The following is a 26,284-nucleotide window of genomic DNA, read 5'->3' on the forward strand; positions in this document are numbered from 1 at the left end:
CAGTTTGATCGTCCTGTTGCCCGCGGCAGCGACAACGCGGCGGATCCCGCGGCGGCTCTGCCCGCAGGATCAGGCAAGGACGCGGCGCTGCGCGGCGTCCTTCACCGCGCCCGGAAAGCCGTGTCGAGCGCCTCCGAGACGCGCGACAGGGCCGCGGCGCGGGCGGCGGCGTCGGAGCCGATATGCGGGTCGCGCTGCACACACGGGTCGGCATAGGTGAACGGCGCGGCGTTCGCGCCCTCGACGAGGGCGCCGTCCGCCGCCTCGCGGATCGCGCAGGCGCGGACGGTCTGCGCGCCCCTGGCGACCACGGGCTGGCTCGGCCCGGTCGGGTTGTCGAAGACGTGCTGCGCCCCGGGATAGACGGTGAGGTCGACATCGGCGCCGGCCGCCTTCAGACGCTCCGCGTAGGCCGCGCAGGTCGCGGCGGGATTGTAGTCGTCGCCGCTGCCCCCGAACATCCGGATCGGCCGGTCCACGACGGCGGTGTCGTCCCGGAACCGGATCGAGCAGTCCGGATAGACCGGTAGGTAGAGGGCGGGGGTGACGCCGGAGCGGTTCCAGGCCGCGTCGAAGCGCTTGAGGCTCGCGTAGAGCGCGGCCTGCCCGCCGCGCGAGAAGCCCATCACGGCGATCCGCGCCGGGTCGACCCGCGGATGCCGGGCCAGCACGCCCAGCGCCCGGTAGATGTCGAGGATGAGGTTCGTGCGCGCCAGGAGGCTCTGGTCGGTGTTGACGCTGGTCAGGCCGCGCCCGGTGAACCCGTCGATGGCGAAGGTCGAGATCCCGCGCGCCGCCAGCGCCCGCTGCCAGAACTCGATGTTCCCGCCCAGGCCCCCGGAGCCGTGCATCAGGATCACGGTCGGCAGGCGCTCCGTCCCCGCCTTGGCGACGCGCAGGAGCCCCGCGACCGTGACCGGCTTCGCCCCCTCGGACGTGCCGGTGAGGAACTGCCGGTCGGTCAACGTCAGGCTCTCGAAAGGGTGAATCTCCACGCGGGTGGCGTAGCTGCCGAGATCGGCGACGCCGTCCGGCGCGGGCCCGGCGGAGACCGCCCGCGGGATGCCGGCCAGCAGGCAGGCCGCCAGGAACAGGATCGGTCGTTGCATCGGAGCCCTCCGCCACCGGGCGGCAGCCTAGCAGCGGCGCGGGCGCCCTGTCCCCGCGTGACGGGCCGGAGCCGGTTTCCCTTCGGCGGCCGATGTCAGTCCCGGGCCCGGGAGGCTACGCGGCCGCGCGGTCGGCCAGGTAGGCGCGCCAGCCGCCGAAGCGCGTGATCTCGGCCGCCCCGTCGAGGCCGGCCGGCTCGACCAGGAAGCCCTTGGGCGCCGTACCGTCGGCGAGCCGCAGGGTGCCGATCCCGAGCGGCGCCGGGATGGCGGCGACGAAGCGTCCGAACGCGGCGGGCGGCAGGGCCCACACCTCGGTCTCGATGGCGGCGCCTTCGCCGGCCGCCACCCGAAGCAGGCCCGGGCGCTGCGGGGGACCGCCCGGCAGGGCGTAGAGGCGATAGTCCCGCGCGGTCGGCACCGCCCGCAGGAAGCGCGCGCCGCACCCGGCGAGCTCGCGGTTCAGCGGCAGCCCCGAGAGATGCGCCCCGACGACCGCCAGCTCGATCGCGTCCGGTCCGGCCGCGGCCGGTCCCGGCTCCGCCGTCGGCACCGGGATCGTGCCCGCGCCGATCCGCGGCGCGGACGCCGCGTGCAGGCGCGCGCCCAGGGCGGCGAGCAGCCCGTCCGAGCCGCGCGGCGCCAGCAGGGTGATCCCGGCGGGGAAGCCGTCGGCGCGGGGCCGCCCCGGCACCGCCAGGGCGCACCAGTCCAGCAGGTTGACGAAGTTGGTGTAGGTGCCGAGCTCGCTGTTCGGCCCGATCGGGTCGGCCGCCAGGGCCGCGCAGGTCTGCGGGCGCGGGTAGGTCGGCACGGCGAGGACGTCGATCCGGTCCCAGACCGCGTCCGCCTCCCGGCGCAGCGCCGCGAGGCGGTAGAGGCCCGCGAAGGCGTCCGCGGCGCTGTGGCGCTCGGCGGCGGCGATGACCGTCCGCGTCGTCGGGTGCAGGATCTCGGGGCGCGTCTCCATCACCGCACGGATCGCCGCGTAGCGCTCGGCGACCCACGGGCCGTCGTAGAGCAGGGCCGCGACGGCGAACATCGGCGCGAGATCCACCGGCGCCGCCGCCCCGGCGAGGGTTTCGAGATCGGCGACCGTCGCCGCGAAGGCCGCCTCCGAGAGCCCGTCGCCGCCGAAGCGGAGGCTCGCCGCGTCCGGGAGCCCGAGGCGCAGGCCCGGCGGCAGGCCGGCGGGGGCGGCCGGCACCGGCAGGGCCCGCGACCAGGGATCGGCCCCGTCCGGACCCAGCATGACCCGGAAGGCCGCGTCGGCGTCCGCGACGGTGCCGGCGAAGACCGAGAGCGTGTCGAGGGTCCGGCAGGCCGGCAGCATCCCGCGGCTGGAGATCGCCCCGAGGGAGGGCTTCAGCCCGACGACGTTGTTGAGCGCCGCCGGCACCCGGCCCGACCCCGCCGTATCGGTGCCGAGCGCGAAGGCGACGATCCCGTGGGCCACCGCCACGGCGGAGCCGCTGCTGGACCCGCCGGGCACGTAGGCCGGATCGATCGCGTTGCGCGGGGCCGGGTAGGGGGTGCGCAGGCCGACCAGCCCGGTGGCGAACTGGTCGAGGTTGGTCTTGCCGATCAGGATCGCGCCCGCCGCGCGGAGCCGTGCCACCGCGGGTGCGGTCTCGGCGGGGGTGTGGGCGAAGTCCGGGCAGGCGGCGGTGGTCGGCAGGCCGGCGACGTCGATGTTGTCCTTCACGGCGAAGGGCACGCCCCAGAGCGGCATCGTAGCGGGGTCGAAGGGCGGGAGCGCCGCCGCGGCGTCCCGGGCGTCCGCCTCCGGGACGAGCGCGAGGAAGATGCCGGGATCGTCCACCGCGGCGAGCCGCCGGTAGGCCTCGGCCACGACGGCGCGCGGGTCGAGGCCGTCGGCGTAGGCCGCGTGCAGGAGCGGGATCGTCGGGAAGGGGGGCACGGCGGCTCCTCGTTCTCAGGTCGGCAGACAAGTTCGCGCGCGAGGGGATTCGGCGCGCGGGGGGCTAGGCCCTGCCCGCGCCCGCATCTCGAGGTGCAGCGGTGGATCGCACGGTCGTCCTCCCCCGCGGCCCGATGCGCCCGGACGGCTCAGGATGCGTCGCCGGTGGCGCGGTACCAGTCGAGGATCTCGACCCCCTGCATGAACACCGCGTCGTCGCGGGCCAGGATGGCGTCGAGCAGCCGCTCCAGCAGGTGGATCCGGTGCGGGACGCCGGTGATGTAGGGGTGGATCGCGAAGCCCATCACCTTGGCGCCGCCGAGGGGGCCGGAGCCGGCAGCCTCGGCGGCGAGCCGGTCGAGATGGGCGAGCGCCCGCTCCACGAACTCGTCGGCCCGGTGGTGTTGGATGGCCAGCAGCGGGATGTCGTTGAGCTCGACCGAGTAGGGGAGGGCGACGAGGTCGCCCGTGCGCGTCGCCACCCGGCAGGGGCGATCGTCGACCACGAAGTCGCCGACGTACTCGAGCCCGGCCGCGCGCAGGTGGTCGGGCGTGTCGAGGGTCTCGGTGAGGCCCGGCCCCAGCCAGCCGCGCGGCGGGCGCCCCGTGGTTCCGGTGATCGCTGCGACGGTGCGGGCGATCATCTCCGGCTGGTCCGCGACCCTGTGGGTCGGGACCTGGTGGAAGCCGTGGGCCATGAACTCCCAGCCGGCCGCGTGGGCGGCCTCGGCGATGCGCGGATAGGCCGTGCAGACCGAGCCGTTGATCGACAGGGTCGGGCGGATGCCCCGGCTCTCGAACGCCTCGAGGAACCGCCAGAAGCCGACCCGCATGCCGTACTCGTGCCACGCCCAGTTCGGGATATCCGGCAGCAGGCTGGCCGCGGTCGGCGGCACCAGGATCTGGCGCGGCATCGGGTGGTCGATCAGCCAGTGCTCGACGTTGACCACCGGCCAGACGGCGACGTGCCGGCCCCCGGGCAGCGTCAGGCGCGGCCGGTCCACGGCGGCGCGGTAGGCGAGGCGGTTCTCGGGCCGGCGGGGATCGTCGGGGGCGGTGTCCATCAGGCAGCGGCCCGCGGGGCGTGGTGGCTGTGGAGCTGGGCCGCGAGCATCCGGCGCAGGTCGTTGAAGGCCGGGCTCGACACGTCGCGCCGCCGCGGCAGCTCGACCGGATGGATCGCCTCGATCCGGCCGGGGCCGGGCGACATCATCACGATGCGGTCGGCCAGGAAGATCGCCTCCTCGATGGCGTGGGTGACGAACAGGATCGTCAGCCCCGTCCGCGACCACAGGTCGAGCAGCTCGTCCTGCAGCCGCTCGCGAGTCATGGCGTCGAGGGCCCCGAAGGGCTCGTCCATCAGCACGACCTCGGCCTCGTTGGCGAGCACCCGCGCGATGGCGACGCGCTGCTTCATGCCGCCCGAGAGCTGGTGCGGGTAGGCGTCGGCGAAGGCCTGGAGGCCGACCAGGGCGATGTAGCGCTCGGCGGTGTCGCGCACCTCGGCGGCGGGCCGCCCGCGCGCCTTCGGGCCGAAGCCGATGTTGTCGCGCACGGTGAGCCACGGGAACAGGCCGTAATCCTGGAAGACCATCCCGCGGCTCGGCCCCGGCCCCGCGATCGGCTTGCCCCACATCAGGGCTTGCCCGGAACTCGGGGCCTCGAAGCCGGCGGCGACCCGCAGCAGCGTCGACTTCCCGCAGCCCGAGGCGCCGAGCAGGCAGACAAACTCGCCGCGGGACACCGTGAGGTTCGCCTCGCGCAGGGCCTCGGTCCGGCGGCCGCCCGCCGCGTAGGTCTTGGAGACCGCGCGCATGTCGAGGATCGGGATCGTGGGGTCAGCCATGGTTGGGGCTCCAGGCGAGCAGCCGGCGGCCCAGCTGCATGACCAGCCAGTCGGAGACGAAGCCCGCGACCCCGATCACCGCCATGCCGCAGATCACGATCTCGGTGCGCGAGAGCTGGCGCGCCTCCATGATGATCGCGCCGAGGCCGGTCTGGACCCCGGTCATCTCGCCGACCACGATCACCACCCAGGCGAAGCCGAGGCCGAGCCGCAGGCCGGTGAAGATCGACGGCAGCGCCGCCGGCAACACGACCCGGACGAACTGCGCCGGGCCGGTACAGCCCAGCATCGCGGCAGCCTCGAACAGGCGCGGCTCCACCGAGCGGACCCCGAACACGGTGTTGACCAGGATCGGGTAGAACGCCCCGAGGAACACGAGGAAGAAGGCCGAGCGCGGCCCGAGGCCGAATAGGATCATGGCCAGCGGCAGCCACGCGGTGACCGGAACGGGGCGCAGGACCTGAAGCGCGGGGTCGAGGAGCGCCCGGATCAGCGGAACGCGGCCGATCAGCAGGCCGAGCGGCAGGGCGGCGGCCGCCGCCAGCGCGAAGCCGCCGTAGACCCGGCTCAGCGACGCCGCGAGATGGGTCCAGAGCGTGCCGCTGAACGCGTCGTCGTTGACGCCGCCGACGGCGAGGTCCCGCATCTCCGCCCAGACCTCCGCGGGCGGCGGGATCAGGCTGTAGGGCCGGCCCGCGGTGGTGATCTGCCAGACCGCGACGAGTGCGGCCGGCACCACGCAGGCGAGCGCCAGCCGGCGCAGGTGGGCGAGCCCGGGCCCGGATCCAGCCCGGCGGGCGGGGCCCGGCGTCACCGCCGCCGGCAGGGCGCCGGCCTCGATCCCGGTGCTCACGCCCGCCCCAGCGCGTCGACGAAGCGGGTGTCGATGAACCCCGGCTCGGGCAGCCGCTTGATCTGCTTGAGGGCGAGCATGTGCTGCGCGTAGGCGTCGGCCTGTCGGACCTCGTTCGGCCCGAGGCGCCAGGTCAGCTCGACGTTCGGGGCCGAGAGCTCGAGCGCCTCGCGCTTCTGCCCGAGCTTCGCCACTGCCATGGCGATCATCGCGTCGCGGTCGCCGGCCGCGAAGTCCGTCGCCTTGCGGTGGATCTCCAGCATGGTCCGGACGAGGTCGGGGCGCTCGGCGACCGTGTCGCGGTGGGCGCCGAACACCATGTTCAGCGCGCCCATCTCGGTGCCGTAGGGGTACTCGACGAGCTGGCCGACGCCCGAGGCGAGGCTGACGCCGGGGCCCGGCTCGGCGCCGACATAGGCGTCGACGTCGCCGCGGGCGAGCGCGATGTGCATCTCCGAGAAGGAGACGCGCACGGGGGTGATGTCCTTCACCGAGAGGCCCTCCATGCGCATCCGCTCTAGGACGAAGACCTCCTGGGTGCTGCCGGGCCAGATCGCGACGCGCTTGCCGCGCAGGTCCTTGATGGCGCGGATATCGGAGCCCTTCTTGGCGATCACCGCCATCCCGCGGTTGCAGGTGGAGGCGATGACCACGAGCGGCTCGCCGGCGGCCGCGCCCAGCGTCGCGGCGGCGATGCCGAACGTGCCGAAATCCACCGACTTGGTGACCACCGCATTCTTGCATTCGGTGGGACTCTCGAAGGGCACGACCTCGACCTTCACGCCCGCGGGGGTGAAGCGCTCGTAGAAGCTCGGCGCGATCGAGTGGATCAGCTTGAGCGAGCCCATCCGGATCGTGATGGGGGCGCCCTGGGCGCGGGCCCGGGCCAGGGGGCCGAGGGCGAGGCCGGCCCCGAGACCGGCCAGGAGGGTGCGGCGGCGGATCATCGAACGGCTCCTGCAGGGTCCCGATGTGCCGACGCTACGGGCACCACCTGTTGCGAGGAAGTGCTATTTTCTGAGCGTACCGTTGCCTCGCGGGCAACGGTCGGGCAGGGTGCGGGCGTGAAGCACCTGCGCACCGTCACTTACGTCGCCGAGGTCGCCCGCGCCGGCTCGATCCGGCGCGCCGCGGAGCGCTTGAACCTCACGCCCTCGGCCCTGACCCGGCAGATCCAGGATCTCGAGTACGAGCTCGGCACGCCGATCTTCGAGCGCCTGCCGCAGGGGATGCGGCTCAACGCGGCCGGCGAGCTCTTCGCCCGGCACATCCGCGACCAGGCGGCCGATCTCGACCGGGTCCGCTCGCAGATCGCCGACCTGTCGGGCGTGCGGCGGGGGCATGTGGCGCTCGCCTGCAGCCAGGCCTTCGTCACCCAGGTGGTGCCCGAGGAGGTCGAGGCCTACCGCGCCCGCTTTCCGCAGGTCGGCTTCACCGTGCAGGTCCGCGACCACGCCCAGGCGGTCACCGCCCTGGCGGCTTTCGAGGCCGACCTCGCCCTGATCCTGCAGCCGCCGCCCTCGGCGGAGCTGCACCCGCTCTATGCCGGCCACCAGACCCTGTGCGCGCTGATGCGCCGGGGCCACGCGCTGGCGGCGGAACGCGGGCCCGTGCGCCTGCGCGACTGCCTCGCGCACGCCCTCGCGCTGCCCGACCGGTCGCTCGCCATCCGCCACCACATCGAGCACGCGCTGGCCCGGCGGGGCGTCGAGCTGCGGCCCGTGGTGGAGTCGGGCTCGCTTGAGTTCCTGCGCAACCTCACCCTGCGGGAGGACGTGGTCAGCCTGCAGGTACCCAGCGGCATCCCGGAGGACCCGCGCCTCCACAGCCGGCCGATCGACACCCGCGATCTCACCCCGATGACGCTGGTCCTGGCGCAGCTGCGCGGGCGCTCGCTCTCGGTGGCCGCCGCCAAGTTCGCCGACCAGCTCGTCGTCCGGCTCAACCGGGAAGGGACCTGAACGGGAAGGGGCCTGACCGTCGCCCCGCTCAGGCGGGCAGGCCGGCAAGGGCCAGCGCCTCGGCGTATCGCTGCCCCAGCGCGGCGACCGGGAAGGGGATCCGCGCCAGGAAGCCCGAGACCGTCAGTTCGGGCTCGATCTCCAGGAGCTCGGCGACCGCCTGCCGGGCGCGCTCCGGCTGGCCGAGCCCGACATGGGCCACGGCGAGCGCCCGCAGGGCGACGGCGAAGCGCCGGTTCTGCGCCAGCGCCCGCTCGGCCCACCGGATCGCCTCGGGATAGTCGGCCTCGCTCACCGCCGCGACCGCCATCACGCCCGACATCAGCCAGCCGCGCGGATCCCGCGGGTTGAGCTGCAGCGCCCGCTCGACCATGGCGCGTCCCGCCTCGGCGCGGCCGCACATGGTCTCGATCCAGCCCGCGAGGGTGAGCGCCAGGGCGGAGTTCGGGTTGACGAGCAGCGCGCGGCCGAACAGGTCGCGCGCCCGCTCCCGCCCGGTCTCCGACATGTTCCAGACCGCGAAGGCCGCCATCCACAGCACCTGCGCGTCCCCGGGCGCGCGCTCGACCGCGCCCCAGGCCAGCCGCACGGCCGCCGCGCGCTCCGCCTCGCCCTGCGCGATCCAGCCCTGGAAGTGGCACTGCGCCCGGCAATAGGCCGCCGCGGCCATCGCCGGTGCGTAGCCCGGGTCGAGCGCCAGGGCCTCGTCCAGGTGATCGAGCGCGGCCGCCATGCCGGCGGCGGTGAAGTCGGCGAGCCGGGCGTTGGCCCGGAGCAGCCGGTCGTAGGCGTCCGGATGGGCGGGCGCGTCGCGGCCGAGCCGGCGGATCTCCGCCAGTTGGAGGGTCGGCTCGATCGCGGCGGCGGCGCGCGCGGCGACCCGCTCCTGCAGGGCGAAGACGTCGTCGAGACCGCCGTCGAAGCTGTCGGCCCAGAGATGGGCGCCGGTCCCGGCATCGACCAGCTGGCCGGTGATGCGCAGGCGCGAGCCGCCGCGGCGCACGCTGCCCGCGACCACGTAGCCGACGCCGAGCTCCTGCCCGACCCGGCGCACGTCGATCGCCGCGCCCCGGTAGGTGAAGGTCGAGTTGCGCGCGATCACGAACAGGCCGCTGACGCGGGACAGCGCCGTGATGATCTCCTCGGTCATCCCGTCGGCGAAGTAGTCCTGCTCCGGATCCGGGCTCATGTTGGTGAAGGGCAGGACCGCCACCGCGGGCAAGCGCGGCCCGGCGCGCCACGTGACGCCCGGCTCCGCCGCGTCTTCCGGAGCGATCCCGGGCGAGACCTCCGATGCGGCCTCCCGCACGGCGCCGACGAAGCGCACGCCCTTGCGCGGGAGGGTCCGGATCCAGCGCTGCCCGGTTCCCGTGTCGCCGATCGCCGTCCGGGCCGCGTTGATCCGGCTGCCGAGTGTCGCCTCGGAGACGATGCGCCCGTTCCAGACCGCCTCCAGCAGGTCGTCGCGGCTGACCACCCGGTCGCGCCGCTCGATGAGCACGCGCAGGAGGTCGAAGACCTGCGGCTCGACGGCGATCTCCGCGCCGTCCCGGCTCAGCTCGCGCCGGGCGGAATCGAGGGTGAAGGGTCCGAACCGGTAGATCACGGGGCGTTCCTGGGCGGGGCTATGTCCGCGTTCCGCGCCCTGCTCACCGAACCGGTCTCCGCGGCGGAGGGCGCTCTAGCACGGGCCCGGGCGGGCATAAATCATGGGCCTCTGAAGGTGTCCTCAAGGCCCTCTCAAAGCGCGGTGTCGAACATCGGGATAGGTTTCGCTCCATCGAAGACTTTCCGACGAGGGAGCCGTCCATGGCCCGCGAGACCGATCCCGACACATCCGCCTGGAGCCGCCGCCGCCTCCTGAAGAGCGCGGTAGCCACCGCCGCCCTCGCCGAACTCGGCGTCGGCGGGACCGCGCGGGCGCAGGGTGCCCCGGCCCCCGGCGCCCCGGTCCCCGGCGTCATGCCGGGCGTCCTGAAGCAGGTCGAGGCCGGCGTGCTCGACGTCGGCTACGTCGAGGCCGGTCCCGCCGACGGGCCGGCGGTCATCCTGCTTCACGGCTGGCCCTACGACATCCACGCCTTCGCGGAGGTCGTGCCGATCCTCGCGGCGGCCGGGCACCGGGTGATCGTGCCGTACCTGCGTGGCTACGGCACCACCCGCTTCCTGGCATCGGACACGGTCCGGAACGGCGAGCAGGCGGCACTCGCGGTGGACGTCATCGCCCTGATGGACGCCCTGAAGATCCCCCAGGCCATCCTGGGCGGCTTCGACTGGGGCGCGCGGACGGCCGACATCGTCGCGGCGCTGTGGCCGGAGCGGTGCCGGGCGCTGGTGGCGGTCAGCGGCTACCTGATCGGCAACCAGGAGGCCGGCAAGAAGCCGCTCCCGCCGCGGGCCGAGCTGTCCTGGTGGTACCAGTTCTACTTCGCCACCAGCCGGGGGCGGGCCGGCTACGAGGCCTACCGCGCCGACTTCGCCAGGCTGATCTGGCAGACCGCCTCGCCGCGCTGGCGCTTCGACGACGCCACCTTCGCGCGGAGCGCCCCGGCCCTCGACAACCCGGATCACGTCAGCATCGTCATCCACAATTACCGCTGGCGGATGGGCCTCGCCGAAGGCGAGCGCCAGTACGACGCGCTGGAGCGCCGCCTCGCTGAGGCGCCCACGATCGGCGTGCCGGCCATCACCCTGGAGGGCGACGCGAACGGCGCCCCGCATCCCGAACCCGCCAGCTACGCGGCCAAGTTCACCGGGCGCTACGCGCACCGGCTGATCACCGGCGGGATCGGCCACAACCTGCCGCAGGAGGCCCCGCGCGCCTTCGCGCAGGCGGTGATCGACGCGGCCGCGGCCTGACCGCGCCGGCGCGGCCGGGTCATCCCCGGACACACGACCATCCCGAGACGATGACGGAGGTTGCCATGCGGTTCCTGGCTGTCGCGCTGCCGGCCCTGCTCGCTGCCGGCCTGCTCTCTGCAGGCCCATTCTTCGCCGGCTCCGCGGTGCGCGCCGTGGAGGCGGGGACCGTCCCGGCGGCCTCGCCGATCTACGGCGTCACCGTCCCGGACGGGTACCGCGACTGGCAGCTCGTCGGCGTCGCGCAGGAGACCGGGGCCCTCGACGAGCTGCGCGCGGTCGTCGGCAACGCGCGGGCGCTCGACGCCTACCGGTCCGGCACCCTGCCGTTCCCGGACGGGACGGTGCTGGTGAAGCGCGCCTGGACACGGGTGCCGTCGGCGGAGTTCGCCCCGGCCTTCGTGCCCGGCGGCGCCACGACGATCCAGGTCATGGTGAAGGATTCGCGGCGCTACGCGGCGACGGGCGGCTGGGGGTTCGGGCGCTTCGTCGACGGCAAACCCGCGGACGCGGCCCAGCACGAGACCTGCTTCGCCTGCCACAGCGCGAATGTCCGGGACCACGACTACGTGTTCACGCGGCTCGCGCCCTGACGCGGGCTGCCCGGACGGCCGCGGCGCCCTGTCAGCGCGCCGCTTCCCTCAACTTCCGCTCGATGCCGCGCCTTGCGTCTCCCGTCAGCCGGCGCCTACACCTTTGCCGGCTCAAGCTCGGCCCGGACCGGGCGGGACATGACGGCGCCGGCCCGAGGCACGGCCCCGCAGGGAGGATAGCGCGTGACGATCGCCCGATACGGCGCAGCCCTGGCGCTGCTCTGCGGCTTCGGTTTCCCGTCGCCCCTCAGGGCCGACGAGTGCCCCAACCGCGGCCAGCTCGACGACGCCTACTGCGACGCCAACAAGGACCTCGTCGCCGACGTCCCGGCCAAGACCCGCGACCCGAGCGTGATCGTCTTCGCCTACACGCCGGTGGAGGATCCCGCGGTCTACGAGAACTCGTTCAAGCCGTTCACGACCTACCTGAGCCAGTGCACGGGCAAGCGCGTCGTCTACTACCCGGTCCAGTCGAACTCGGCCGAGATCGAGGCGATGCGCTCGGGTCGGCTCACGGTGGCGGGCTTCTCGACCGGCCCGCTCGGCTTCGCGGTGAACATGGCCGGCGCGGTGCCGTTCGCCGCCAAGGGCACCGAGAAGGGCGCCGAGGGCTACAACCTGATCGTGGTGGTGAAGGCGAGCAGCCCGTACAAGACGCTGGCCGACCTCAAGGGCAAGCGCGTGGCCCACACGGCGCCGTCGTCGAATTCCGGCAACCTCGCGCCCAAGGCGCTGTTTCCCGAGCAGGGGCTGAAGCCCGGCGAGGACTACAAGCTCATCTACTCGGGCGGCCACGACAAGTCGGCGCTGGGCGTCGGCACCGGCGACTACGACGCCGCCCCGGTGGCCTCGGACGTGTTCTACCGGATGGTCGCCCGCGGCACGATCAAGGGCGACGATTACCGGGTGATCTACACGAGCGAGAAGTTCCCGACCTCGGGCTTCGCCTACGCCCACGATCTCAAGCCGGAACTCGCCGAGAAGCTGAAGCAGTGCTTCTACGATTTCCGCTTCCCGCCCGACATGGTGAAGGATTTCGAGGGCGACGACCGGTTCGCGCCGATCACCTACCTCAAGGACTGGGCGATCGTCCGCAAGGTCGCGGAGGAATCGGGCACGCCGTACAACAAGGCCGCCTACGAGCGCGAGGCCGCCCGCGAGGCCGAGGCCGCCCGCAAGAAGGCCGCGGGCGCGCCCAAGCCGTGACGCGAGCGGTGACGGCGGGACGCGCCGCGCGCGCGGTGGCGGCCGGACCCGACGGCGAACCCCGGGCGGAGGATCCGCGCGCGCTGGTGATCCGCGGGCTGACCAAGGCGTACCGGGCCGGGCAGCCGGTCCTGAAGGGCATCGACCTCGTGGTGCCCGGCACCGGGCTCACGGCGATCATCGGGCCGTCCGGCACCGGCAAGAGCACCCTGATCCGCTGCATCAACCGCCTGGTCCAGCCGACCTCGGGGGAGATCCTGTTCCGCGGCGAGGACCTCGCCCGGCTCTCCGGCCCCGCCCTGCGCCGGGCGCGGCGCCGGATCGGGATGGTGTTCCAGGAGTACAACCTGGTCGAGCGCCTCTCGGTGATGGAGAACCTGCTCTGCGGCCGCCTCGGCTACGTGCCGGCGTGGCGCGCGTGGCTGCGGCGCTTCCCCGAGGCGGACATCGCCCGCGCCTTCGACCTCCTCGACGCGGTCGGCCTGTCGGGTTTCGCCACCCGCCGGGCCGACGCCCTGTCGGGCGGGCAGCGCCAGCGCGTCGGCATCGCCCGGGCGATCATGCAGGAGCCCGAGATCGTGCTCGCCGACGAGCCGACCTCGTCCCTCGACCCGAAGAGCTCCGTGGAGATCATGGAGATCCTGTCCCGGCTCGCGGCCGAGCGCGGCGTGCCGGTGGTGGTCAACATCCACAACGTGGCGCTCGCCCAGCGCTTCGCCGCGCGGATCGTCGGCATGTCGGGCGGGCACGTGGTCTATGACGGGCCGCCGGACCGGCTGAGCGAGGCCGACCTGCGCGGCATCTACGGCGGCGAGAACTGGCTCGAATGAGCACGCCCGCCCGCCCGGCCTCCCCGGACGCTTCCCCCGACCGCGTCGCGTTCCGGCCCAACTGGACCGCCCGCGCCGGCTGGGCGCTCCTCGCCGTCTACGCGGTCTACGCGGCGACCCAGCTCGGCTTCTCCCCCGAGCGCTTCGCCGGCGGCCTCGCCCACGGGCGGCAATTCCTGGCGCGGATGTTCCCGCCGAACTTCTCCCGCTGGGAGCTGATCCAGTCGGGGATCGTCGAGAGCCTGCAGATCGCCGTGATCGCCACGGTGGCCGGCATCGCGGTCGCCCTGCCGATCGGCTTCCTGGCGGCCCGCAACCTGATGCCGCCCTGGGTGACGTGGCCGACCCGCGTCCTGATCGCGCTCTGCCGGTCGTTCCACCCGATCATCGTGGCGATCCTGTTCGTGAAGGCGATCGGCTTCGGGGCGCTCGCCGGCGTCATGGCGCTGATCGTCGCCTCGGTGGGCTTCATCGCCAAGCTGTTCGCCGAGGCGATCGAGGAGATCTCCCTGAAGCAGGTCGAGGCCGTGCGGGCGACCGGCGCCGGCTTCCTGTCGACCCTGATCATGGGCGTGCAGCCGCAGGTGCTGCCGCGCTTCATCGGCTTCGCCACCTACCAGCTCGATTCCAACCTGCGGAACTCGACCATGGTCGGCATCGTCGGCGGCGGCGGCATCGGCGCGACGCTGTTCACCGCCTACCAGCGCTTCGACTTCGACGTGGTGCTGGCGATCCTGATCGTCATCGTCGCCCTGATCATGGTGGCCGAGATCGTCTCCGGCTGGGCCCGCAAGGTGTTCCATTGAGCGTCGCCCTCGCGCCCGCTTCCGCCGGCCCGCGCCGCTGGCAGCGCTTCCCCCTGTGGAAGCGGCTGGCGCGGCTCGCCTTCACGCTCTGCGCGGTGGCGGCCTTCGTGGCGAGCCTGCGCACCATCGAGGTGATCCCTGAATTCCTCTACGACGCCCCCGACCAGCTGGCCGACCTGTTCGGCCGGATGTGGCCGATGGATGCCGGCTATGTCGGCCCGACGCTGCGGGCGCTGGTGGAGACGCTCCACATCGCGACGCTCGGCACCCTGATCGCCATCGCGATCGCGGTGCCGATCGGGCTGATGGCGGCCCGCAACGTCGCGCCCAACCGCGCGCTGAACCTGTTCGCCAAGTTCGTGTTCGTGACCTCGCGCTCGGTGAACTCCCTGGTCTGGGCGCTGCTGTTCGTGGCGGTGTTCGGCCCGGGGCCGCTGGCCGGGACCCTCGCGATCGCGCTCCGCTCCGTCGGCTTCACCGGCAAGCTGTTCGCCGAGGCGCTGGAGGAGGCCGATCGCGGCTCGATCGAGGCCCTGCAGGCCGCGGGCGCCGGCCGGATGTCGACGCTGCTGCTCGGCTACTGGCCGCAGGTGAAGCCGGCCTTCTGGTCGATCGCGCTGTTCCGCTGGGACATCAATATCCGCGAATCCGCCGTGCTCGGGCTGGTCGGCGCGGGCGGCATCGGCGTCGCGCTCGATACCGCCCTGAACCTGCTCTACTGGGACCAGGTCGCCGTGGTGCTCGCCGCGATCTTCGGCGTCGTCATCCTGGCCGAGATCGTCGTGACGGCGCTCCGCGCCCGGACGCTCTGAGACGGGGGCCCGTCAGCGCCCCAGCGACATGCCGAGCGGCGGCTCGACCTCCGGCGGAAGCGGCGAGACGTAGCCCGCCGCGCCGACCCGGCGGGCGAGGTCCGCCTTGGCGGCGTCGCGCAGGGCCGCGTCGGTCAGCGCCCGGGCGCCGGTGGCGGCCATCGCCTTGGCGACCTGCACCATCGCCTTGTGGGCCGCCGGTGTCTTGCCCTGCGCCACCACCTGCCACGTGTGGAACGGCGTGCCGATCGCCACCGTCGGCGCGTGGGCCTGGACGGTCGGCACCACCCAGCTGACGTCGCCGACATCGGTGGACCCGACCGCGGGGTTGCGCGGCGCGTCGAGGGGGACGAGGAAATCGGCGAGCGGTGCCTCGGTGCGCGGCATCCCGATGGCGCGGAACACGGCGTCGATGTCGCCGTCGGTGAGCGTCGCCCGGATCTGCCCGGCGAAGTCCCGGTCGGCCTCGTCGAAATGCGGCGGCCCGAGCTCCTCCATGACGTCGTGCAGCGCCCGCTCCAGGGGATCGTTGGCCAGCAGGTTCGACACCGCGCTGACGATCCGCACCTCGACCGCGGTCTCGGTCATCAGGGCGGCGCCCTGCGCGATCTTCTTCACCCGCTCGACCAGCGCCAGCATGCCCGGCAGGTCGCGGGCCCGGATCGAGTAGCGCACCGTCGCGCCGGCCTGGACGACGTTCGGCGCGATGCCGCCGGCGTCGAGATAGGCGTAGTGCACCCGCGCGTCGGACGGCATGTGCTCGCGCATGTAGTTCACGCCGACGCTCATCAGCTCGACGGCGTCGAGCGCCGAGCGCCCGAGATGGGGCGCGGCCGCCGCGTGGGCGGTGCGGCCGGTGAAGACGAAGTCGGCCCGGGTGTTGGCGAGGGCGACCGGCGGCGCCACCTCCCAGAAGCTGCCCGGATGCCAGGAGATCGCGATGTCGGCGTCCGCGAAGGCGCCGGCGCGGACCATGAACGCCTTGGCGGCGCCGCCTTCCTCCGCCGGGCAGCCGTAGTAGCGCACGCGGCCCGGCGTGCCGGTCTCGGCGAGCCAGTCCTTCAGGGCGGTGGCGGCGAGCAAGGCCGCCGAGCCGAGGAGGTTGTGGCCGCAGCCGTGGCCGTGGCCGCCCGCCTCCACCGGCCGGTGCTCGGCGACGCCCGCCTCCTGCGACAGGCCCGGCAGGGCGTCGTACTCGCCCAGGAACGCGATGACCGGCCCGCCGTCCCCGGCCTCGCCCATGACCGCAGTGGGAATGCCGGCGACCGCCTCCGTGACCCGGAAGCCCTGGTGGCGCAGCTCGGCGACGTGCTCGGCGCAGGAGCGCGTTTCCGTGTAGCAGACCTCCGGCATGCCCCAGACCCGCTCGGACAGGGCGATCAGCCGCTCCGACTGCGCGTCGACGTGGCGCCACACGGCGTTGCGGTTGTCCATCGTGTCGTCTCCGGGAAAGCTGCGCATCGAGGTCGCGCCACCATAGCGGCCTCCGCGCCGTCATCGCGAGCGCAGCGAAGCGACCCAGGGTTGCGCGCCCTCGGGAAGCGTGGCGCCGCTGGCTCGCTTCGCTCCGCTCGCAAGGACGGATGCGGCGCGAGCGCTGCTGCTGCCTGACCGTATGCACCGCCCAGGCCATGCTCCTGCCCGAACCAAGCGTCCGTCAACACGTTCCGATTGAACCGTCACTGGCCCGCCCCTTGCCAAGGCCGCTGCCGGAATGTTGCTGTGCCTGTCACGGCGGTAAACGGGATGCGTACATGGACGAGCGGGATCTGCGCGGCCTCATCGGGCGGGTGAAGGACGGTCGCCTGTCGCGGCGGGCCTTCGTGCAGCGGATGGTGGCTGTCGGCCTCACCGCGCCCATGGCCGGGCTGATGCTGGCCGGGAACGGTGTCGCGATGGCGGCCGATATCCGGTCCGGCTACAAGCCGACCAAGGCCGGCGGCGGCGGCGCGCTCAAGCTGCTCTGGTGGCAGGCGCCGACGCTGATCAACCCGCATTTCGCCATCGGCACCAAGGACCAGGACGCCTCGCGGATCTTCTACGAGCCGCTCGCCGCCTGGGACGCGGACGGCAACCTCGTGCCGGTTCTGGCCGCCGCGATCCCGTCCAAGGAGAACGGGGCGCTCGCCGCCGACGGCCGCTCGGTGGTCTGGACGCTCAAGCCCGGCGTGAAGTGGCACGACGGCAAGCCGCTCACCGCCGACGACCTCGTCTTCACCTGGGAGTACGCCCGCGACCCCGCCACCGCGGCGGTGACGGCCGGGTCCTACAAGGATTGCAAGGTCGAGAAGGTCGACGACCTCAGCGTCCGGGTGCTGTTCGACAAGCCGACGCCCTACTGGTGCGACGCCTTCGTGGGCATCGTCGGGATGGTGCTGCCGAAGCACCTGTTCGGCCCGTACAGCGGCGCCAAGTCCCGGGACGCGCCGCAGAACCTCGCCCCCGTGGGCACCGGCCCGTACCGGTTCGTGGAGTTCCGGCCCGGCGACATCGTCCGCGGCGAGCGCAACCCGGATTACCACCTGCCGAACCGGCCGTATTTCGACACGATCGAGATGAAGGGCGGCGGGGACGCGGTCTCGGCCGCCCGCGCGGTGCTCCAGACCGGCGAGTACGACTACGCCTGGAACATGCTGATCGAGGACGAGGTGCTCAAGCGCCTGGAGACCGGCGGCAAGGGCCGGGTCGACGTGGTCTACGGCGGCAAGCTCGAGTTCCTGCTCCTCAACGCCACCGACCCGAACGTCGAGGTCGACGGCGAGCGCGCCTCGATCACGACGAAGCACCCCGCCTTCTCCGACCCGAAGGTGTGCCAGGCGATGAACCTGCTGGTCGACCGCAAGTCGATCCAGACCTACATCTACGGCCGCACCGGCAAGCCCACCGCCAACACGGTCAACGGCCCGGAGCGCTTCGTCTCCAAGAACACGAGCTTCGCCTTCGACCCGGCCAAGGCCAACGCGCTCCTCGACGAGGCCGGCTGGAAGAAGGGTTCCGACGGCATCCGCGCCAAGGACGGCAAGAAGCTCAAGCTCGTCTTCCAGACCTCGATCAACGCGCCGCGCCAGAAGACGCAGGCGATCATCAAGCAGGCGGCCGCCAAGGCCGGCATCGAGATCGAGCTGAAATCGGTGACCGGCTCGGTGTTCTTCTCCTCCGACCCGGCGAACCCCGACACCTGCACGCATTTCTACGCCGACATGGAGATGTACGCCTACAGCATGACCCAGGCCGATCCGGCGATCTGGCTGCTGATGTACGCCTCCTGGGAGGTGGCCCAGAAGGCCAACAAGTGGCAGGGCCGCAACGTGGTGCGCTGGCGCAACGACGCCTACGACAAGGCCTACAACGCCGCCCAGAGCGAGCTCGACCCGGTCAAGCGCGCGGCGCTCCTGATCACCTGCAACGACCTCGCGGTGTCCGAGAACGTGCTGCCGCTGATCCACCGCGCCGAGGTCTCGGCGGTGGGCGCCACGCTCACGGCGCCCCGCAGCGGCTGGGACAACGACCTGTCGTTCCTGCCCGACTGGTACAGGGAGGCCTGAGCGGGAGCCTGAGCGCCATGGGCGCCTACATCCTGCGACGCCTCCTGATCGCGATCCCGAGCCTGCTCGGCATCAGCCTGATCCTGTTCACCGTCCTGGCGCTCGCGCCGGGCGACCCGTTCGGCGAGCTCGCCAGCAACCCGAACGTGCCCCCGGAGGTGCGGGCGGCCCTGCGGGTGAAGTTCGGCCTCGATGACCCGATCCTCACCCGCTACCTGCACTGGCTCACCGCCATGCTGCAGGGCGACTGGGGCTTCTCCTTCGCGAGCCGGGTGAACGTCGACACGCTGATCCTGCAGCGGCTGCCGACGACCCTGTTCGTGGTCGGCTCCTCCCAGGTCCTGGCGCTGCTGATCGCGATCCCGGTGGGCCTCACCGCGGCGCGCCGGCCCTACTCGCTCGCCGACCAGGTCGCCAACACGCTGGCCTTCGTGGGCTTCTCGCTGCCGACCTTCTTCACCGGCCTGCTGTTCATCCTGCTGTTCTCGATCAAGCTCGGCTGGCTGCCCTTCGTCTACCAGGCCGACCTGCCGGGCTCCGGCCTGCCCTGGGTCTGGGCGAATGTCCGGCAGGCGATCATGCCGGTGGCGGTGCTGGGCTTCTTCCAGGCCGCCTCCTACACCCGCTACGTGCGCGCCTCGGCGCTGGACGTCGCCCGCCTCGACTACGTCACCACGGCCCGGGCCAAGGGCCTGACCGAGGGCACGGTGACCCGCCGGCACATCGCCCGCAACGCCCTGATCCCGGTGGTGACGCTCGTCGCCCTCCAGATCCCGGCGGTATTCGGCGGCGCCATCGTCACCGAGCAGATCTTCCGGATTCCCGGCATCGGCTCGCTGCTGATCGACGCCATGCTGGCCAACGACACCCCGGTGGTGATGGCCGTGACCTTCGTGTTCGCCGGCCTCGTCATCCTGTTCAACCTCGTCGCGGACCTGCTCTATGGCTGGCTCGACCCTCGCATCGCCCTCCGATGAGGCGGTGCCCGTCGCCCGCGCGCCGGCCTCGCCGGGGCGGGAGACGTGGCGGCGCTTCCGGCGGCACCGGCTGGCGCTCGCCAGCGTCGGCGTGCTGGCGCTCCTGGTCGCCGGCGTGGTGTTCGGCGGCCTGCTCTGGCCGGTCGCCATCGACGACATCGACTTCGCGGCCCAGCTCCAAGGTCCGTCCTGGGACCACCCGTTCGGCACCGACGATCTCGGCCAGGACCTGCTCGCCCGGATGATCTACGGCGGGCGGATCTCGCTCGCGGTCGGCTTCGCCGCCATGGCGGTGGCGAGCCTGATCGGCGTGCTGGTCGGCGCGCTCGCCGGCATGTCGCGCCGGTTCCTCGACCCGGTGCTGATGTGGCTGACCGATCTGTTCCTGTCGCTGCCGCAGCTGCCGCTGCTGCTCCTCGTGATCTACCTGTTCCGCGACAGCCTGAAGGCCGTGTTCGGCAGCCAGGGCGGCGTGTTCCTGATGATCGTCGCGGTGATCGGGGGCTTACGCTGGATGCCGGTCGCCCGGCTGGTGCGGGCGCAGTTCCTGTCCTTGCGCGAGAAGGAGTTCGTGGAGGCGGCCCGCTCGCAGGGGGCGACGACCGGGCACCTCGTGCGCCGCCACATCCTGCCGAACGCGCTGGGGCCGGTGATCGTGGCGGCCTCGATCGAGGTCTCGTCCGCGATCATCGCGGAATCGACCCTGTCCTTCCTGGGGCTCGGCTTCCCGCCCGACATCCCGACCTGGGGGCGGCTGCTGTTCGACGCCAAGGACCACCTCGACGTCGCGCCGCACTGGGCGCTGTTTCCCGGCGGGGCGATCTTCCTGACCGTGCTGTCGATCAACTTCATCGGCGACGGCCTGCGCGACGCCCTCGACCCGCGGCGGGTTCTCTAGCGATGGCAGATCCGGTGGACCCGATCCTCTCGGTTTCCGACCTCACCGTCTCCTTCCGCTCGGACGGGCGCTGGCGCGAGGTCGTGCACGGCGTCTCGTTCGACGTGGGCCCGCGCGAGACCGTGGCCCTCGTCGGCGAATCCGGCTCCGGCAAGAGCGTCAGCGCCCTGTCGATCCTGCGCCTCCTGCCGCGGGACGCGAGCCGCATCGGCGGGCGCGTGCGCTTCGCGGGCCGCGAGCTGCTCGCCGCCCCCGAGGCCGAGATGCGCCGGGTGCGCGGCGATTCCATCGCCATGATCTTCCAAGAGCCGATGACCTCCCTGAACCCGGTCCTGACGATCGGCTTCCAGATCGCCGAGGCGCTGATCCGGCACCGGGGCCTGTCGCGGTCCGCCGCCGAGGCGGAGGCGCTGCGGCTCCTCGACAAGGTCCGGATCCCGGCCGCCCGGTCGCGCCTGCACGAGTACCCGCACCGCTTCTCGGGCGGCATGCGCCAGCGGGTGATGATCGCCATGGCGCTCGCCTGCCGGCCGAAGCTCCTCATCGCCGACGAGCCGACCACGGCTTTGGATGTCACGATCCAGGCCCAGATCCTCGACCTGATCAAGAGCCTGCAGGACGAGGAGGGCATGTCGGTCCTGTTCATCACCCACGACATGGGCGTGGTCGCCGAGATCGCCGACCGCACCGTGGTGATGTACCGGGGCCGCGCCGTGGAGGCCGGCCCGACCGCGCGGATCTTCGACGCCCCCGCCGAGCCCTACACGCGGGCGCTGCTCGCCGCGGTCCCGCGCCTCGGGACCATGGCGGGCCGGCCCCGCCCGATGCGCTTCCCGGTGGTCGACCGGGCCACTGGCCTGGCGGCACCGACGCCCGAGACCCCCGACACCGTCAGGGCCGCCGAGCGCCCGGTGCTGGAGGTGCGCGACCTGACCACCCGGTTCGACATCCGCTCCGGCCTCCTCGGCCGCGTGACCGGCCGCGTCCACGCGGTGGAGCGGGTCTCGTTCAGCCTCGCGGCCGGCGAGACCCTGGCGCTCGTCGGCGAGTCCGGCTGCGGCAAGTCCACCACCGGCCGCTCCATCCTGCGCCTCGTCGAGCCGCTCTCTGGGTCGGTCCTGCTCGACGGCGAGGACGTCACCGGCCTCGACCCGAAGACCCTGCGCGCCCGCCGCCAGCGCATGCAGATGATCTTCCAGGACCCGTTCGCCAGCCTCGACCCGCGCCTGAGCGTCGGCGCGGCGGTGGCGGAGCCGCTGCTGATCAACCGCCTCGCGACGCCCCGCGAGGCCCGGCGGCGCGCCGAGGACCTGCTGGCCCGGGTCGGGCTGCCCCCGGAGACCGCCGGGCGCTTCCCGCACGAGTTCTCCGGCGGCCAGCGCCAGCGCATCTGCATCGCCCGGGCGCTCGCCCTGAACCCCCGCCTGATCGTCGCCGACGAGGCGGTCTCGGCCCTCGACGTCTCGGTGAAGGCGCAGGTCGTGAACCTGATGCTCGATCTCCAGGCGGAACTCGGCCTCGCCTACCTGTTCATCTCGCACGACATGGCGGTGGTGGAGCGGGTGAGCCACCGGGTGGCGGTGATGTATCTCGGCGAGATCGTGGAGATCGGCCCCCGGGCCGCAATCTTCGGCAACCCGCAGCACCCCTACACCAAGAAGCTGCTGGCCGCCGTGCCGGTCCCGGACCCGGCCCGGCGCGGCGCGCGCCACGCCCTGCCGGACGACGAGATCCGCAGCCCGATCCGGGCCCCCGACTACGTGGCGCCGGAGCGGCTCTACCGGGAAGTCGCGCCCGGCCACGTCGTGCAGGACTGGGGCGCCGACTGGGACGCGGGCAGCCTCCGGGGCGCGGCCGCCTGAGGCCGGCGGCCCCGAAGCTCACAGGCGCGGTCGGCGACGGGATCCAGCGTAAAGCTTGCTGTCGTGCTCACTATACGAGCAATCTTGCCCAGAAACCGGTCAGTACCGGTAAGAAAGCTTTGATTATTCCCGCATTAATGTGGTCGCCACACACGCGGTGTGTTGCCGCGACGAAGCGGTCGAGAGGCTTCCTTGCGCGCGAGCGATTTCAGATCCTTCCACGAGGCGTCGAAGCGCAGCGGCGTGATCCTGTCGTTCGGCGGAGATCTGTCGGAGAACATCCTGTTCTCGCTCGGGGAAGTGCTGAAGCTGCGCATGCAGCACGAGGAGACCGACGCCGCCGTCGCCAAGCGCGTCTTCTCGATCTTCGTCGAGCAGGCCCAGAACGTGATCCGCTACTCGGCCGACAAGGTCGCGCCCGCCGAGCCGCCGGGCCCCGCCCGGGTCAGCGCCGGCATGATCGCCGTCGGCACCGAGGAGGGACGGTTCTTCGTGGTCTGCGGCAACGAGGTCGGCAAGACCGAGGTCCCGCGGCTGCGCGAGCGGCTCGACGAGATCGCCACCCTGTCGAGCGACGAACTCAAGAAGGTCTACCGCGAGAAGCTGCGCCAGCCGCCGGACGAGGGCAGCCTCGGCGGGAGCATCGGACTGATCGAGATCGCCCGCCGGTCGAGCGCCCCTGTCGAGTACGACTTCCAGGATCTGGGCGCGGAGCGCAGCCTGTTCTGCCTCAAGGCCTTCATCTGAGGATCGCACGGACATGGACCGCATCACGCTGCCCCGGACCGAGCGCTCGCCCGAGGTCGATTTCGACTTCGCGTCGGGGCGGCTCGTCCTGCGCGGCGAATCCTACCCGGAGGACGCCGCCGCGTTCTTCGGCCCGCTGCTGCAGGCCCTGCGCGGCCACCTCGCGGCGACCGAGGCGAGCCCGATCACCTTCGACGTCGCGCTCGCCTACTTCAACTCGTCGAGCGCCAAGGCGCTGATGAACCTGTTCATGCCCCTGGAGGACGCCGCCGCCGAGGGGCGCCCGGTGACGATCCGCTGGATGTTCGGCGCCGACGACGACGTGATCCAGGAGGCCGGCGAGGATTTCGCGGCCGATTTCGCGCATGCCCGGTTCGAGATGATCGCGAGCGTCCCCGCGTGAGCCCGCACCGGGCGCCGGCCCACGATCTCCTGTCCGAGCCGGCGGACGCCTTCAGCCTGTTCGACACCGAGGAGGCCGTCCTCGGCCGGTCCGAGGTGATGCTGGCCCGCCTCGCCGAGGTCGGCGACGGGGTGCGGGAGCTCGCCGGCGCCTACCGGCGCAGCTACCACGAGCAGCGCCGGCTGGTGCGGCTGAGCGACCGGATGCAGCTCGACCTGCACCGGGCCAACCAGCGGCTCGCCGAGCAGCAGCGCGCCCTGCGCCACCTCAACGACGCCCTCTCGGCGGAGATCGAGCACCGGGCGCGCCTCGAGGCCGAGCTCCGCCGCCTCGCCGACACCGACCACCTCACCGACGCCCTGTCCCGCCGCCGCTTCCTGCAGATCTGCGAGGAGGTCTGGGCCCGGACCCAGTCGGGCGACACGCCCTCCAGCGTGCTGATGCTCGACCTCGACCGCTTCAAGCTGATCAACGACCGCTACGGCCACAGCGCGGGCGACACGGTCCTCAAGGCCTTCGTCGAGACCTGCCGCGATAGCCTGCGCGCGGTCGACGTGATCGGCCGCATGGGCGGCGAGGAATTCGCCATCCTCGTCACCGGCACCGTGCTGGCCGAGGCGCAGGCCATCGCGGAGCAGCTCCGCCACGCGGTGGCGCAGCGGCCCGTGCGCCTGGAGCACGGGCCGCTGCCGATCTCGGTGAGCATCGGCCTCGCGGCGTTCGGCCCGAGCGAGTCGATGTCGGCGACGCTCCGGCGGGCCGACGCGGCGCTCTACGCCGCCAAGCACGCCGGCCGCGACTGCGTGCGCTGCGCGGCGGAGCCGGGCGCGTCCCTGACCTGAGGTGCCGCCCGGCGCATGCGCGCAACCGCTGTGACACGGAGTGACGTCGCGTGAGCGGACCTGACACGGCCCTGGACAGCCCGCGTCCCGTCGGGGGGATCCGCGGCGCGAGACCGCTGCGGACCGGCGACGCCCTGGCGCAGCTCGGCTTCGCCGACATCGACCCCGTCCCGGCCGCCGGCGGCGCCGGGCGCGCGGGCGGCCTGCGCGGGGCCGGCCCGATCCGCCGGGGCGATCCCCTGTCGAAGCGCGGCTTCGCCGACGTGCTGGCCGCGGGGGCGCCCGCGGACGAGCTGATGAAGCCCGGCGCCCTGCGCGGGGCGGCCCGGGGCCGCGACCTCGACAGCCTGTCCCACACCCTGTTCCTGCGCATCTACCCGGTGATCGGCGCCCTCCTGCTGCTGACCCAGCTCGGGATCGCCTGGGTGACCTACACCGACCAGCTCCGCCTGTACGGCGACCGGGCGCACCTCCTCGCCCGGCTCACCGCCGCGGCGATCGCGCGGCCCGACTGGGCGCGCGACCCGGACGCCTACGACGCCCCGCTCAAGGCCCTGGCCGCGGAGCCCGATTTCGCCCACGCCGTCCTGCGCGACGCCGCGGGCCACGTCGTCGGGACGGCGGGCGCGGCGCCCCCGGCGCGGGGCTGGTCCACCCTCTCGGCCCAGGCCGACCTCTCGGTGCCCGGCCGCGCCGGCCCGGCGGGCAGCCTGACCGTCACGGTCTCCACCAGGGCGCTGCGCGACAACGCGGCGTGGCAGGTGATGCTCGCCCTCGGCGCCAGCGTCGGGCTGATGATCGCCTTCGTGATCACCCTGCACGCCACCGTGCGCCGCCACGTCATGGCGCCGCTGATGCGGCTGCTGCTCGCCATGCGGGAGATCGAGCACAAGCGCTGGACGACCGTGGAGCTCGGGGGCGCCTACCGGCCGAGCAACGAGATCGACGTCATCAGCCAGGCCTTCAACCGCATGGTCGAGGGCCTGCGGAGCGGCGACGCCGCCAAGCAGCTCCTCGTCGAGCTGGAGCAGGCCCACGACAGGCTGGAGCGCGCCAACCGCCAGGTGGTCGAGAGCATCGGCTACGCCCGGCGCATCCAGGATTCGGTGCTGCCGGACCGGAACGCCCTGGCGGGCGCCGGGGTCGAGGTCGCGGTGCTGTGGGAACCGCTCCACGTCGTCGGCGGCGACTATTTCTGGCTGGAGGAGATCGACGGCCTCTGCGTGATCGCCGTGGCCGACTGCACCGGCCACGGCGTGCCCGGCGCGTTCCTGACCCTGATCGTCGCGACCGCCCTCGACCGGCTGCTGCACGAGCGCGGCCTGCGCGCGCCGGCCGCGATCCTCGCCGGGCTCGACGCGATGGTCCGCACGCAGCTCCGCCAGGACGGCCGCGGCGCCGAATCGGATGACGGGCTCGATTGCGGCCTGTGCGTCTGGGACCGCGCGGCCGGCACCCTGCACTTCGCCGGCGCCGGCCTGTCGCTCACGGTGGTCCGGGACGGCGTGGCCGAGCGCGTCCGCGGCGGCCGCCGGGGTCTCGGCTACCCGCGCCCCGCCCGGGCGGGCCAGCGGGAGGACGTCATCGCGGACATCGCCGTTCCGGTGGCGGGCGCCACCTTCTACCTGATGACGGACGGCATCACCGATCAGATGGGCCGCGCGGCGCCGGACCGGGCGCCGCGGCTCCTCGGCCAGCGCGGCGTGGCCGACAGCCTCCTGCGCCACGCCGACCTGCCCCTCGCCGCCCAGGCCGCCGCCCTCGAGGCCGACCTCGACGCCTATCGCGGCGCCGAGACCCGGCGGGACGACATGACCCTGGTGGCGTTCCGGTTTCCCCAGAACGGAGCGGCGGCGGCCGCCTGAGGCGGCCCGTTATCCGGCGCCGTGTCCGGGACTGGCGAGCCCGGCGGCGCATCGATCGATCCAACAGCGGCGTCGGGCCGGCGATCCTCGGGCCGGCGATCCGGCCCGCGCCATGCCCGGGCCCGGGAGAGGCGTCGCGGCCGCGCGGCGGGCACCTCGAAGGAGCCGTGCGGCCGGCCGCGCCGTCGCGCGATCCGCCTGCGCCGCGGACGCCGTCTGTACCAATGTCCGCCGCTCGGAATCGGCCGCGGGCGCGCGCGCGACGATCTCCGTGGCCGAACAGCGATATCGCCCGCTTTTCACCGCTGATGTCTCAAGTAAAACCGCCACCTCTCGGCGGGGTGGCGCC

The 26,284-nt window shown here is 73.0% G+C and carries 23 protein-coding genes; 15 read left to right on the plus strand and 8 right to left on the minus strand.

What is annotated here, in order from left to right; all coding sequences use genetic code 11:
• Positions 1–101: 101 nt before the first annotated feature.
• From J3A75_RS29805 to J3A75_RS29830, 6 genes are all read right to left on the minus strand, one after another.
• Positions 102–1,109, minus strand: coding sequence for a dienelactone hydrolase family protein (locus J3A75_RS29805; RefSeq protein ID WP_012321483.1), 1,008 nt, complete (start codon positions 1,107–1,109; stop codon positions 102–104).
• 115 nt (positions 1,110–1,224) lie between these two features.
• Positions 1,225–3,030 (minus strand): allophanate hydrolase, encoded by a 1,806-nt coding sequence (gene atzF / locus J3A75_RS29810; protein ID WP_012321484.1) that lies wholly within the window; start codon positions 3,028–3,030, stop codon positions 1,225–1,227.
• A gap of 149 nt (positions 3,031–3,179) precedes the next feature.
• Complete coding sequence (locus J3A75_RS29815) at positions 3,180–4,094, minus strand: polysaccharide deacetylase family protein (protein ID WP_024828724.1); 915 nt, start codon at positions 4,092–4,094, stop codon at positions 3,180–3,182.
• Complete coding sequence (locus tag J3A75_RS29820; protein WP_012321486.1) at positions 4,094–4,876, minus strand: ABC transporter ATP-binding protein; 783 nt, start codon at positions 4,874–4,876, stop codon at positions 4,094–4,096. The genes J3A75_RS29815 and J3A75_RS29820 overlap by 1 nt, the downstream gene beginning before the upstream one ends.
• On the minus strand, positions 4,869–5,729 hold the full coding sequence (locus J3A75_RS29825) for an ABC transporter permease (RefSeq protein WP_059409784.1): 861 nt from the start codon (positions 5,727–5,729) through the stop codon (positions 4,869–4,871). Before J3A75_RS29825 ends, J3A75_RS29820 begins: the two co-directional genes overlap by 8 nt.
• Complete coding sequence (locus J3A75_RS29830) at positions 5,726–6,676, minus strand: ABC transporter substrate-binding protein (RefSeq protein ID WP_012321488.1); 951 nt, start codon at positions 6,674–6,676, stop codon at positions 5,726–5,728. Before J3A75_RS29830 ends, J3A75_RS29825 begins: the two co-directional genes overlap by 4 nt.
• A gap of 117 nt (positions 6,677–6,793) precedes the next feature.
• Between J3A75_RS29830 and J3A75_RS29835 the strand changes: the two genes are divergently transcribed.
• Positions 6,794–7,690, plus strand: coding sequence for a LysR family transcriptional regulator (locus J3A75_RS29835; protein WP_012321489.1), 897 nt, complete (start codon positions 6,794–6,796; stop codon positions 7,688–7,690).
• Between the two features lie 28 nt (positions 7,691–7,718).
• On the opposite strand, the gene J3A75_RS29840 is transcribed toward J3A75_RS29835, so the two are convergent.
• Entirely contained in the window at positions 7,719–9,296 is a 1,578-nt protein-coding gene (locus J3A75_RS29840; protein ID WP_071000181.1) for a winged helix-turn-helix domain-containing protein, read from the minus strand.
• Positions 9,297–9,499: 203 nt separating this feature from the next.
• On the opposite strand from J3A75_RS29840, the gene J3A75_RS29845 reads away from it, so the two are divergent.
• From J3A75_RS29845 to phnE (J3A75_RS29870), 6 genes are all read left to right on the plus strand, one after another.
• A complete protein-coding gene (locus J3A75_RS29845) occupies positions 9,500–10,549 on the plus strand; it encodes an alpha/beta fold hydrolase (RefSeq protein WP_071000182.1) in 1,050 nt (349 codons plus the stop codon).
• 65 nt (positions 10,550–10,614) lie between these two features.
• The gene (locus J3A75_RS29850) at positions 10,615–11,142 is read left to right on the plus strand and encodes a cytochrome P460 family protein (RefSeq protein WP_012321492.1); all 528 of its coding nucleotides are present in this window, start codon (positions 10,615–10,617) and stop codon (positions 11,140–11,142) included.
• A gap of 183 nt (positions 11,143–11,325) precedes the next feature.
• Entirely contained in the window at positions 11,326–12,348 is a 1,023-nt protein-coding gene (phnD, locus tag J3A75_RS29855) for a phosphate/phosphite/phosphonate ABC transporter substrate-binding protein (RefSeq protein ID WP_012321493.1), read from the plus strand.
• A 35-nt stretch (positions 12,349–12,383) separates the two neighbouring features.
• On the plus strand, positions 12,384–13,178 hold the full coding sequence (gene phnC, locus J3A75_RS29860) for a phosphonate ABC transporter ATP-binding protein (protein ID WP_043074660.1): 795 nt from the start codon (positions 12,384–12,386) through the stop codon (positions 13,176–13,178).
• On the plus strand, positions 13,175–13,984 hold the full coding sequence (phnE, locus tag J3A75_RS29865) for a phosphonate ABC transporter, permease protein PhnE (protein ID WP_071000183.1): 810 nt from the start codon (positions 13,175–13,177) through the stop codon (positions 13,982–13,984). Before phnC ends, phnE (J3A75_RS29865) begins: the two co-directional genes overlap by 4 nt.
• On the plus strand, positions 13,981–14,796 hold the full coding sequence (phnE, locus tag J3A75_RS29870) for a phosphonate ABC transporter, permease protein PhnE (protein WP_012321496.1): 816 nt from the start codon (positions 13,981–13,983) through the stop codon (positions 14,794–14,796). Before phnE (J3A75_RS29865) ends, phnE (J3A75_RS29870) begins: the two co-directional genes overlap by 4 nt.
• Before the next feature lie 12 nt (positions 14,797–14,808).
• Here the strand turns inward: phnE (J3A75_RS29870) and J3A75_RS29875 are convergent, their stop codons facing one another.
• Positions 14,809–16,230: a M20 family metallopeptidase gene (locus tag J3A75_RS29875; RefSeq protein WP_012321497.1), complete on the minus strand. Its 1,422-nt coding sequence runs from the start codon at positions 16,228–16,230 to the stop codon at positions 14,809–14,811.
• Positions 16,231–16,550: 320 nt separating this feature from the next.
• On the opposite strand from J3A75_RS29875, the gene J3A75_RS29880 reads away from it, so the two are divergent.
• The 8 genes from J3A75_RS29880 to J3A75_RS29915 all read left to right on the plus strand — a co-directional run bounded on the left by J3A75_RS29880 (position 16,551) and on the right by J3A75_RS29915 (position 25,935).
• Complete coding sequence (locus tag J3A75_RS29880; protein ID WP_209650855.1) at positions 16,551–18,341, plus strand: peptide ABC transporter substrate-binding protein; 1,791 nt, start codon at positions 16,551–16,553, stop codon at positions 18,339–18,341.
• A gap of 17 nt (positions 18,342–18,358) precedes the next feature.
• Positions 18,359–19,318, plus strand: coding sequence for an ABC transporter permease (locus J3A75_RS29885; protein ID WP_053621454.1), 960 nt, complete (start codon positions 18,359–18,361; stop codon positions 19,316–19,318).
• A complete protein-coding gene (locus J3A75_RS29890; protein ID WP_012321500.1) occupies positions 19,284–20,216 on the plus strand; it encodes an ABC transporter permease in 933 nt (310 codons plus the stop codon). Before J3A75_RS29885 ends, J3A75_RS29890 begins: the two co-directional genes overlap by 35 nt.
• 2 nt (positions 20,217–20,218) lie before the next feature.
• Complete coding sequence (locus tag J3A75_RS29895; RefSeq protein ID WP_059409789.1) at positions 20,219–22,078, plus strand: ABC transporter ATP-binding protein; 1,860 nt, start codon at positions 20,219–20,221, stop codon at positions 22,076–22,078.
• 192 nt (positions 22,079–22,270) lie between these two features.
• The gene (locus J3A75_RS29900) at positions 22,271–22,825 is read left to right on the plus strand and encodes a SiaB family protein kinase (protein WP_071000184.1); all 555 of its coding nucleotides are present in this window, start codon (positions 22,271–22,273) and stop codon (positions 22,823–22,825) included.
• A 13-nt stretch (positions 22,826–22,838) separates the two neighbouring features.
• Positions 22,839–23,228 carry a DUF1987 domain-containing protein gene (locus tag J3A75_RS29905; RefSeq protein WP_012321503.1) on the plus strand — a complete coding sequence of 130 codons (390 nt, stop codon included), beginning with the start codon at positions 22,839–22,841 and terminating at the stop codon, positions 23,226–23,228.
• Positions 23,225–24,070 (plus strand): GGDEF domain-containing protein, encoded by an 846-nt coding sequence (locus tag J3A75_RS29910; protein WP_083374410.1) that lies wholly within the window; start codon positions 23,225–23,227, stop codon positions 24,068–24,070. The genes J3A75_RS29905 and J3A75_RS29910 overlap by 4 nt, the downstream gene beginning before the upstream one ends.
• A gap of 50 nt (positions 24,071–24,120) precedes the next feature.
• Entirely contained in the window at positions 24,121–25,935 is a 1,815-nt protein-coding gene (locus J3A75_RS29915; RefSeq protein ID WP_107645315.1) for a SpoIIE family protein phosphatase, read from the plus strand.
• Positions 25,936–26,284 lie beyond the last annotated feature (349 nt).

The organism is Methylobacterium sp. PvP105, from assembly GCF_017876975.1.
Taxonomy (GTDB): domain Bacteria; phylum Pseudomonadota; class Alphaproteobacteria; order Rhizobiales; family Beijerinckiaceae; genus Methylobacterium; species Methylobacterium radiotolerans.